This window comes from Arcanobacterium bovis (assembly GCF_004331995.1).
In the GTDB taxonomy this organism is placed as follows: domain Bacteria; phylum Actinomycetota; class Actinomycetes; order Actinomycetales; family Actinomycetaceae; genus Arcanobacterium_A; species Arcanobacterium_A bovis.
In genome coordinates this window covers 184,565-194,846 of the sequence record NZ_SJDT01000001.1, presented here as the reverse complement: position 1 = coordinate 194,846, position 10,282 = coordinate 184,565, and the positions used below count along the sequence as shown (strand labels likewise).

Genomic DNA, 10,282 nt, shown 5'->3' with positions numbered 1-10,282 from the left:
ACTTTCGATATGGCTGATATGACTACCGTAGAGATCGCTCCCGAGTTGTGGGACGAGTTGCGGATCCTTTCCCAAGACGCCGGGTTAACAATCAACCAGTTCCTTGAGAACTTGGTGGCGGACTATCGCAGGAAGCTTGTCGTTGAGGATATGGTCAACAAAGTTCAAGCAAGTTCGGATCAAGTGATGGCTGATTACGTGGCCGAAACGCAGTTATGGGATCGTGCCGTGCTCAATTGAGTTGTGTTAAGGAACGCTCAACAAGCAATAACCATTCTGAGCAATCACGAATAACCAGCTAAGCGAAGGGCTCTCAGATTTGCATAAATCTGAGAGCCCCCCCACTAGCCAGCTTCGCCGGAGTCTTACTTCTTGCCGCGCAAGGCTTCGCTGAGTTTGAGGCGCTTGCCCATGTGGAGTATGGAATTCGAGTAAATCCGCCCTGCCAGCAGCGAGAGCAGGTACACTGCCACGAGTCCGACCGCAGCCGCAGCCAAGGCCTCGCCGGTTCCTACCACGCCATAGGCTTGGCGGATTGGCATAATGAACGGGCTGAATCCAGGAATAAAGGAGAGCACCTGCGTGAGCAGGGAGCTTGGCTGTGCTGGAACAAGGAAGATTCCAAGGTAGAACGGCACCAGCATGAAGAATGTGAACGGCCCAGTAATTGCCCCCAAATCCTCTTGGCGAGAAACGGTAGACGCTAGCGCGCCAGCGATGGTGGTAAACGTGAAGAAGCCAATGATTAGCCACACGAAAAGCCAGCCAATCGCTGCACCAATGTTGATGCTCGTCCACATTCCTGCGATATTGAGGGAAACTACAACAGCGGCAAGGTATATCGCCATCTGCACCAGAATGAAGGAACCAATTCCCAAAATCTTACCTAGGAGTAGCGTGCGCGGGCGCACGGCAGATAGCAAAATCTCAACCACTCGCGAAGATTTCTCTTCCACAATGCCGATACTGATCGTCGACAATCCCATCATTACAGCGAAGAACAACAGCATTTGCGTAGCCAAACCAGTGACGTAGCCAGCAGGATTGCTCTCAACGAGGTTCTTTTTCTCACCCTCAATAGTGGTGATCTTAGGGGTAAAAGCCTTGCTGATCTGCTCTTGTGCATCAACCGAAAGTGGGCCAGCAGTGCGATCGGCAGCTTTAAGTACCGCTACCTGCGAAATCAGTTGTGCAATCGCTTGATTGCTCGCTTTATCTTGGTCTTTGCTTTGAATAATTTCAGGTTCAGCAGGCGTGCCGGCGAGCACTGCGCTGGTAGGAGCAGATTTGGAATCTACCTGCTTTTTGAGCCATTCCTTGGCTTGATCCGCCTTCACAGCTTCCACCTTCACAGCGCCTGTGCCTTCCAGCGCGCCTTGATATGCTTCCATCTGCTCAGTTACAGCAACAGTGAACGTCACCGAAGAATTTGTATTGGCGGCCTCATTTTGGAATTTATCCTTGACGATGCTGCCCACAATGCCGGCAGCCAAAATGATAACCACCGTAACAATGGTGCCGATGATCTGCGCTTTTGCCCCGACAAGTACTCTGAATTCACGTTTGATAATGTGCTTTAGCATCTTCACTTCTTCCCTACCAGCGCAGCGAGACCACGTTTCTTCTTCGGTTCTTCCACATACTCCGGAGCGTTAGGAACGTTCACAACGTTCGAAAACAGTTCATTCAAGTGTGGGCGATACACTGAGAACTCGCGCACTGGCGCAAGCTCAAGTGCTGCCCGAAGAACTGTTTGATCGTCCACACCCTGAGGCAAGGAAACCCGCAAGGTGTCATTCGTCAATGTCTGTACGGTAACCCCCAGCGGAAGCAAAGCCTGCTGAAGAACTCCGGCGTCGGCGTCGGAAGAAATGGTGTAAAGACGCTGGTCGGTGCGACGGAGCTCGTCAATCGCGCCCTCGGAAACGATACGTCCCTGCGAGCAGATGCCCACGCGGTCGCACAAACGTTCCACGAGGTCAAGCTGATGAGAGGAGAAGACGACGGTGGCGCCGTCGGCAATTTTTTCTTTCAGTACCTCGCTCATCGCGTTCACTGCCAGAGGATCAAGACCAGAGAAAGGCTCGTCGAGCACCAAGAACTGCGGATTGTGAATCAATGCTGCCGCGAGCTGTACACGCTGCTGGTTGCCGAGAGATAGCGCCTGCACCTGATCCTTGCGCCGAGCCGCAACCCCAAGGCGTTCCGTCCAGTACTCCATCGCTTTATGAGCATCGGCAGGGCTCAGGCCTTGCAAAATAGCAAGGTATTCGAGCTGTTCGCCCACCTTCATGCGCGGGTAAAGGCCGCGTTCTTCAGGCATATAACCGAAGTGTTGGCGATCTGCGAAGGTCAGGGGATTGCCGTTAAGCAGCACTTCTCCTGAGTCGCTTTGCAGCACTCCGAGAATGATGCGCATGGTGGTGGTTTTGCCTGCGCCATTCGAACCCACAAAACCGAAAAGTTCGCTCGGTTTAACCGAGAACGTCATTCCGTTGAGTGCTTTAGTTGAGCCGAATGCCTTGTGCAAATCGTTGATTTGTATAGTCAACGTTGCTCCTTTAGCAGTAGTGATTGTATATACCATTTCAAGCATATCGCAGATTCGAGATGGTGGAACGTACATTTCGGACACTATGCCGCAAAGGTTAACACTTCGTGAACGTTTCGCATCCCACAATTTAGAATCTGATTGGAAATCAATGTGCCTAAACTGGCACAATTAATTGCGTAATCCGCCATGGTGTAAAGGCAGCACACGGGTCTTTGGAACCCTTAGTCTAGGTTCGAATCCTAGTGGCGGAGCGAAAATGCCTGTGTGCAGGGTGTTTGGCAACGAAAACCAGGAGGAAACGTGACTCAGGGTAATGGTTTAGCTGCTGCGATAATCCTTGCAGCTGGTAAAGGCACCCGTATCAAGTCGCAAACCCCGAAAGTTTTGCTCGAAATGTGTGGTCGCACCTTAGTGGGTCACGCGAACGACGCCGTATCTGCACTCGAACCACAATTCACTGTTTTTGTTGTGCGTCACGAGCGAGAACAAGTTGTGCGTCACCTCGAAGCTATCAACCCGCAGGCTCTCATCGCCGACCAAGATGATATTAAAGGTACGGGTCGTGCCGCTTGGTGTGGAATGCAGGTTTTGCCAGCCGATCTTGAAGGTCCTGTACTTGTCCTAGCAGGCGATTCGCCAATGTTTACTCCGCAGGCTCTGGCTGATCTGCTCGCTGCGCACGATGGTAACGCCGTAACTGTGCTGTCCACTAAAGTTGCAGATCCACGTGGGTATGGACGCATTCTCCGAGCTGCAACACCTGGCTCTACCGAAGTAGCAGGTACGCCGGCTGCTACCGGAAGCATTATTGGCATTGTTGAGGAAAAAGACGCTTCTGATTTAGAACGGCAAATCGACGAAATCGGTACTTCAACGTATATTTTCGATGCGCAGTTTTTGCGCGAATCTCTCGAAACTTTGGGAACGGACAACGCCCAAGGCGAAATGTACCTCACGGACGTAATCGCGCGGGCAGCCTCGCTTGAAGCGGGAGTTGGCTCCTATGTGTTGGCCGATTCAATTCAGGCCGAAGGCGTTAACGATCTTGTGCAACTGGCAACGCTCCGCACCGAAAAGAACAGACGTACCTTGGAAGCGTGGATGCGTAGCGGCGTCGCCATTATCGATCCACTCACCACAACGATTGATGTGGACGTAACGCTCGAACCAGACGCTGTGATCGAACCGGGCACAATTCTACGGGGCAATACGCATATCGGTGCCTTCGCCGTCGTCGGACCAAATACCGAACTACGCGATGTGCATGTGGGCCAGCGAGCAGTGGTGCCACACTCAGTACTTGTTGGAACTGAAGTTCCAGCGGACAAACAACTGGCGGCATTTACAGTCACGGTTAATAAAACGGAGTAGGCTTGAAACGCCGCTTCGTGCGGCATTCGAGTGAGTAACCCTTGAATCACCAAGCACAAAGGAATGGGACGCACGATGACGGGAATTCACACCAGCGGTGAAAAGCACCTTGTTTTAGCCTCTGGGCGAGCACATCCAGAACTCGCGAAGGCAGTCGCGGATGAACTGGGGATCGATCTCGTGCCGGTAACGGCATACGAGTTCGCTAATTCAGAAACGTATGTGCGATTTGACGAATCCGTGCGTGGCACCGACGTGTTCATCATGCAGTCCATTACCCATCCGGTGAATAAGTGGATCATGGAAGCGCTCATCATGTGTGACGCTGCCAAGCGTGCATCGGCAAAGCGTATCACCGTGGTGCTGCCCTCGTATCCGTATGCGCGTCAGGACAAGAAACACAAGGGTCGTGAACCTATTTCGGCACGTCTGATGTCCGATTTATTTAAGACGGCGGGTGCGGATCGAATCATGTCGGTTGATTTGCACGCTTCGCAGACGCAGGGTTTCTTTGACGGTCCGGTTGACCACCTGTGGGCGATGCCAACTCTCGTTGAATATGTGCGTACTCGTATTGATGTGAATAATACGGTGCTTGTTTCCCCTGATGCTGGGCGTATTAAGGTGGCCGAACAGTGGGGCGAGCGCCTCGGTGGCGTGCCACTTGCGTTCGTTCACAAGACACGCGATATTTCGCAGCCCAACAAGGCCGTGGCAAATCGCGTTGTAGGTGATGTGGCAGGTAAGACGGCGGTGATCGTTGACGATCTGATCGATACCGCAGGTACGATTTCTGGTGCGGTGCGCGTGGTTCTCGACGCCGGTGCCAAGGATGTTATTGTAGCTGCCACTCACGGTGTGCTTTCTGATCCTGCTGCTCAGCGCCTGGCAGAGTGCGGTTTGCGGGAACTTATCGTAACCGATACACTCCCAATCGGCCCAGAAAAGCGCTTCCCGCAACTTACGATTTTGCCGATTGCGCCGGTGCTGGCCAATGCTATTGAGGAAGTCTTCAACGACGGCTCGGTAACCTCGCTTTTCGACGGCGCGTTCTGATGCAATGGTGCAGTGGTAAATCAGCTCGGGCGAACTGAGAGGATTTTCCCGAAGGCTCGGATAACAGCTTTATTCGGCTGATCTAATAAACCGCTTGCGAGCGTTGCTCATAAAGTTCTTGGTGTAGCGGAGGGGTTGCTACGTACTGACATGTACGTAGCAACCCCTCCGCTTATTACACCACGCAATGTGCTGGGATCATTGCCGTCAAGTATTTGCAGGTTATTAGCTGAGGCTATTTACGTGCAGTTTTGTTGAATATTTCGCCAGTTGGTCCCAAAGGTCCTAACCCCAACATTTTGCCTGTGTTACGGTATCGATGTGAGCTGGCATACTCTTATGCCACCGAACAATATCCAAGGATGGAATTTGGTTTCGGGTGGTTTTCACCGCCGATTGAGCGGGAAAACGCAGGCTCCGAAGTTGAAAACGGACGGAAACCGTCCGAACTTTTTCACAATCTCCACGTCAATTTCGAGTGGTTATTTGCGCTGTCTATTTTCCAAGGAATCCCTAGGTATAGCTGTATGCACAGCTATACCTTCCTTCATTGTGGCAGCAAACAATCATCTCTTTCACCTGCCGAGAAAGGCACCAGTATGATTTCATTGCGTCGTGAGGTTAAACCTAGCGATCTGAGCAACGGACACCGGATCTTCCTCTTGATCCTCGTGTCGATGGGAAGCTCGATTATCTATTCGCCTGCATACCTCAAGAATGTGTTTTACGACCCGCTCATGCGTTCGCTCGATGCGAGCAATGCTGATCTGGGCATGATGCTCTCTGCCTACGCACTCACCGCCACCATCTGCTACCTGCCCTCTGGCGTGGTTGCAGATAAGGTACGCGTTCGCACGCTCGCTTGGGTTGGTTTTACAACCACAGCCGTATTGACCTACGTTTATGCAATGCTACCCAGCATCACCACGCTTATGTTTGTATTCGTGGGCATGGGCATCACCACTATCTTGATCTGGTGGGGCATCCGCTTTAAGCTCGTGCGTCTCATTTCGGAAGAAGAATCCTATTCACGAAATATCGGAATTTCCTACGGAATCTATGGCGCAGCTGGCCTTGCAATCGGATTCCTCCAGATCGCCGTCGTAAAAATCTGGGTAGATAACATCGGATTTGGCGTACAGTTCATGATCGGCGTACTTGCCACCCTCATTCTTATCTTGGGAGTGCTCTCCTACTTCTTTATCCCTAAATTCGAAGGTGAAATTGCCACCGGAGAATCGGCATTCAACCTTAAATCTGCACTTCTGGCATTGCGTAACCCCGTCGTATGGCTTTCAGCGGGCTGCATGTTCTTCGTGTACTTCTACTACACCGGAGTCAACTACACCACGCCTTACCTTTCCGATGTAATGGGAGCCTCGCTCGGTGTGGTCACTTTCGTATCAGTGCTACGTACCTATGGTGTCACGTTGCTGTCGGGACCAGTTTTTGGTTTCGTAGCGAAGGCCGTGGGATCGCCGTCGAAGGTAATCGCCGTGGGATCAATCGTGACGGCGGGCCTCATCATGGCTTTCACTGTGCTTCCGACGACGTCGGCAATGGCGATCCTCGCAGCAGTGGTTGTAGTACTACTTGGCTTCCTCGCAAACGGCGTGTTTGGAATCGTGTCATCGCAGCTTACCGAAGGTAAAGTGCCGCTGTCCGTGTTCGGCTCCGCTACTGGAATCCTCTCGGTTGTGGGCTTCTTGCCAGATACTTTCTCCTCCACGTGGTTCGGATCGATGATCGACGCAAGCGGAAAAGATGCCTACCCACAAATCTTCATGATCCTTGCTGGATCAGCTGCTATGGCTGGCGTACTTGCATTGGCTTTGCTTGTATACGTTAAGCGAAATGCAAAGAAGCTCGAAGCTGAAGAAGCTGCAGTGCAGGCAGAAGCAATCGCTGGAGAGTAACTATTATGAACAAACTCGACGTTCCGAAACTGTGGACGAGCCAGATCAACGAAGCTGTGAAAACTGCCCAACAGAATTCTGAAGGAGCATACTCAACGGATCAAAGCTACGAAGAGCTGCGCGCTGCCTATTGTCAAGAACGCGTGTTTTGGAATGAAGGCGGGCCGGAGATGGAACGCACAGTCAATACTGTGATTCCGACTCGGCATGGCGAGATTCCGGTCCGCCTCTATTTCCCAACTGCCACAGCTCGTGTGCAGCCACAACCATTGATCGTGTTCACGCACGGTGGTGGGTGGGTACTGGGAAACCCTGACACTCATGACCGAATGACGCGCATTTTGGCGAAGGAATCCGGTGCGGTACTCGCATCTGTGGATTACACTTTGGCTCCCGAAGCCAAGTATCCGCAGCCTGTTGAGGAGACTGTAGATGTTATTCGTTTCCTTCAAGCCAATGCGCAACAGTGGAACCTGTGTAGCACAGATATCTCTCTAGCTGGAGATTCGGGTGGAGCGCATATCGCGTTAGCGAGCTATTTCATGCTGCGCGACGCCGGTGTAGACGTTTCGGGTATCCGTTCTCTCCTGCTGTTTTACGGTTGGTATGGGCTACAAGACTCGGCTTCGGCACGCCTCATGGGAGGCTGGTGGGATGGACTCACGCGTGAAGATTTCCAGTACTACAAGAATCTGGCGATTGCTGGCGAACATGAGTATGGGAAACCGTATATCGACTTGCTGAGCAACGATATGGCTCAAGCAATGCCGCCCGCATATGTGATGGCAGCTGAACTGGATCCGCTCATTGACGATTCAAAAGCCCTAGTGGCGATGCTGGAAGCCAATAACAAACTGGTGAAATTCGACGTCGTACCTGGCGTGATCCACGCCTTTTTGCACTACTCGAAAATGGTTGATGCTGCTACCGAAGCGCTCGCGCATGCGGCCCGTTTCCAGCGGCGTCATACTGCTACAAAATAACAAAACACTAATTGGAATAGTTAAAGAAAGAGAACGATTATGGATTTTTCGTTGAATGAAGAACAGCAGCTCATGGTGGAAGGTTTCACTGAGCTCATGGAAACAGAGAACTGGGAGAACTATTTCCGCGAGTGTGAAGAAAATTCTGAGTATCCGGAAAAATGGGTAAAGGCGATCTGTGAACTGGGATTTGATCGAATCCTTCTCCCGGAAGAACTCGATGGCTTCGAGCAAGGCTGGATCTCGTTGACCGCCGTCTACGAAGCACTTGGTCGCGCCGGTGCCCCAACCTATGTGCTTTACCAGCTCCCAGGATTGGGAACTGTGCTACGCGAAGGTAGCAAGGAACAGCAAGATGCTATTTTCTCCTACCTCGGCACTGGAAAGCAGGTGCTCAACTATGCCATGACCGAGCCGAGCGCTGGTTCATCGTGGTCAGACATGCGCACCACCTACCGTCGTGTGGACGGAAAGATCATTCTCAACGGACACAAGACCTTCCAAACCTCCGCCATGAAAGTTCCTTACCTTGTGGTAATGGCTCGCGACGCCGACAATATGGACGTCTACTCTGAATTCTTCGTGGACATGAGCAAAGAGGGTATTACCCGCGAGCCTCTGCATAAGCTTGGTCTGCGCATGGATTCATGCGCCGAGGTGTACTTCAATAACGTGGAACTCGAAGAAAAAGACTTCTTCGGCACTGAAGGAAACGCTTTCCGCCGAGGCGTCGAAGACTTCGACCTAGAGCGTTTCTTGGTGGCTCTCACAAACTATGGTCAGGCATACTGCGCTTTCGAAGATGCAGCTCGATATGCAAACTTGCGCGTGCAAGGTGGCGAGGCTATCGCCCGTTACCAGCTCATTCAGCTCAAATTTGCTGAGATGAAGATTCGCCTCACCAATATGCGCAATATGCTCTACGAAATTGCGTGGAAGCACGAAAACGGTGAGCTCGGCCGTGGTGACTGCTCAATGGCGAAGTACTACTGTGCAAATGCCGCATTTGCAGTGGTGGACGACGCGCTACAGGTACTTTCCGGCGTCGGAATTACTGGCGAACACCGCGTCCAGCGCTTCTTCCGCGACCTGCGTGTAGACCGTGTATCTGGTGGAACGGACGAAATGATGATCCTCACCGCCGGACGCGCTGCACTGCGTGATTACCGATAAGGAGTGAAACATGGAAATGAACAAACCATCCTTTGGCGTACTTGACGACGTCAAGGTTGTGTATTCTGCAGTTGAAATTGCTGCTCCTACGGCTGCGGCGCTTATGGCTGAATGGGGTGCCGATGTCACTTGGGTGGAAAACGTGTGGACCGGAGACTCCATGCGCGATACCACCTGGACCAAGGAGATGGAACGGCGCAATATGCGTTCGATTTCCCTCAATCCATTTACCGACGACGGTAAAGAAGTGTTGCGTGCATTGGTCAAAGACGCCGATATCTTCATCGAATCTTCTAAAGGCCCTGTATATGCGCGCAAAGGCATCACCGATGAGTACCTGTGGAAATCAATCCTAAGCTCGTCATTGTGCACGTGTCTGGTTTCGGGCAGTGGGGCGACGACGTCCAAATCAATTCCGCTGCATATGATCTTACCGTAGCGGCATATGCCGGAATTATTGCCCAAAACGGTACGCCAGAACAGCCTACGAATATCTCTCCTTACCTCGGCGATTACATCAACTCTTTGATGATCGTATCGTCGGCGCTCGCGGCTTTGCACCGCGCTGAGAAGACGGGTGAAGGTGAGAGCATCGATTTAGCCATGTATGAAACACTCTTGCGAGTGGGCACCTATTACATGATGGACTATCTCAATGAGGGGAAGCGTTATCCGCGGCCGGGTGTACGTCACCAGAATTTGTGCGGCATCGGGATCTACGAGTGTAAAGATGGATTCATCGGGCTGTGCCTCTACGGAGTACCTCAAAACAAGTATTTGCTTGAGCAAATTGGCTTGGGTGAGCTGTGGGGTACGGAAGAGTATCCAGAAGACACCTCGGCCTTGTGGCTAGATGGTCCAAAGGCGCAGCTTATTGAGGAAAAGCTAGAAGCATACCTCAAAGAAAGATCCAAATTTGACGTTCAGCGCGATTTTGTTGACCATCGTATTGCCGCGCAGGTAGTGAATGAGTTCGACGATATCCTCGCAGCTGACCACGTGAAACAACGCGAATGCTACATCGAATGGCTGAAGGAGGACGGCACGCCTGTCAAAGGGTTGAACACTTTCCCGAAGTTCTCTCGCAATCCAGGTGGATTCTGGCGTCCCATGCCTCAGCTAGGGCAAGACACACGTGACGTGCTCATGCGGGCAGGATTGCCGATTGACGAGATCGACAAGCTCATTGCCGAAGGAACCGTTAAAACTAACGAGAACTGAGTGCTTTA

The 10,282-nt window shown here is 52.0% G+C and carries 8 protein-coding genes, 1 tRNA gene and 1 pseudogene; 8 read left to right on the top strand and 2 right to left on the bottom strand.

Annotated features, from left to right (window positions below; genetic code table 11):
- Window positions 1-9 precede the first annotated feature (9 nt).
- Complete coding sequence (locus EZJ44_RS00895) at window positions 10-240, top strand: hypothetical protein (protein WP_131279192.1); 231 nt, start codon at window positions 10-12, stop codon at window positions 238-240.
- Window positions 241-365: 125 nt separating this feature from the next.
- On the opposite strand, the gene EZJ44_RS00890 is transcribed toward EZJ44_RS00895, so the two are convergent.
- Both EZJ44_RS00890 and EZJ44_RS00885 read right to left on the bottom strand, forming a co-directional pair.
- Window positions 366-1,583: an ABC transporter permease gene (locus tag EZJ44_RS00890; RefSeq protein WP_131279190.1), complete on the bottom strand. Its 1,218-nt coding sequence runs from the start codon at window positions 1,581-1,583 to the stop codon at window positions 366-368.
- Window positions 1,584-1,585: 2 nt separating this feature from the next.
- Complete coding sequence (locus tag EZJ44_RS00885) at window positions 1,586-2,551, bottom strand: ABC transporter ATP-binding protein (protein WP_241658540.1); 966 nt, start codon at window positions 2,549-2,551, stop codon at window positions 1,586-1,588.
- 183 nt (window positions 2,552-2,734) lie between these two features.
- Here EZJ44_RS00885 and EZJ44_RS00880 point away from each other — a divergent pair.
- The 7 genes and pseudogenes from EZJ44_RS00880 (at window position 2,735) to caiB (ending at window position 10,274) form a co-directional block, all read left to right on the top strand.
- Window positions 2,735-2,805 (top strand) — tRNA-Gln (locus EZJ44_RS00880).
- A 49-nt stretch (window positions 2,806-2,854) separates the two neighbouring features.
- Window positions 2,855-3,925: an NTP transferase domain-containing protein gene (locus tag EZJ44_RS00875; RefSeq protein WP_241658539.1), complete on the top strand. Its 1,071-nt coding sequence runs from the start codon at window positions 2,855-2,857 to the stop codon at window positions 3,923-3,925.
- Window positions 3,926-4,000: 75 nt separating this feature from the next.
- Window positions 4,001-4,981, top strand: coding sequence for a ribose-phosphate diphosphokinase (locus EZJ44_RS00870; RefSeq protein ID WP_131279188.1), 981 nt, complete (start codon window positions 4,001-4,003; stop codon window positions 4,979-4,981).
- Window positions 4,982-5,580: 599 nt separating this feature from the next.
- Window positions 5,581-6,897: an MFS transporter gene (locus EZJ44_RS00865; protein ID WP_131279186.1), complete on the top strand. Its 1,317-nt coding sequence runs from the start codon at window positions 5,581-5,583 to the stop codon at window positions 6,895-6,897.
- A 5-nt stretch (window positions 6,898-6,902) separates the two neighbouring features.
- A complete protein-coding gene (locus EZJ44_RS00860) occupies window positions 6,903-7,880 on the top strand; it encodes an alpha/beta hydrolase fold domain-containing protein (RefSeq protein WP_131279184.1) in 978 nt (325 codons plus the stop codon).
- Between the two features lie 39 nt (window positions 7,881-7,919).
- The gene (gene caiA, locus EZJ44_RS00855) at window positions 7,920-9,053 is read left to right on the top strand and encodes a crotonobetainyl-CoA dehydrogenase (RefSeq protein ID WP_131279182.1); all 1,134 of its coding nucleotides are present in this window, start codon (window positions 7,920-7,922) and stop codon (window positions 9,051-9,053) included.
- Between the two features lie 76 nt (window positions 9,054-9,129).
- Window positions 9,130-10,274 (top strand): annotated as a pseudogene (gene caiB / locus EZJ44_RS00850) (L-carnitine CoA-transferase).
- Window positions 10,275-10,282: the final 8 nt, after the last annotated feature.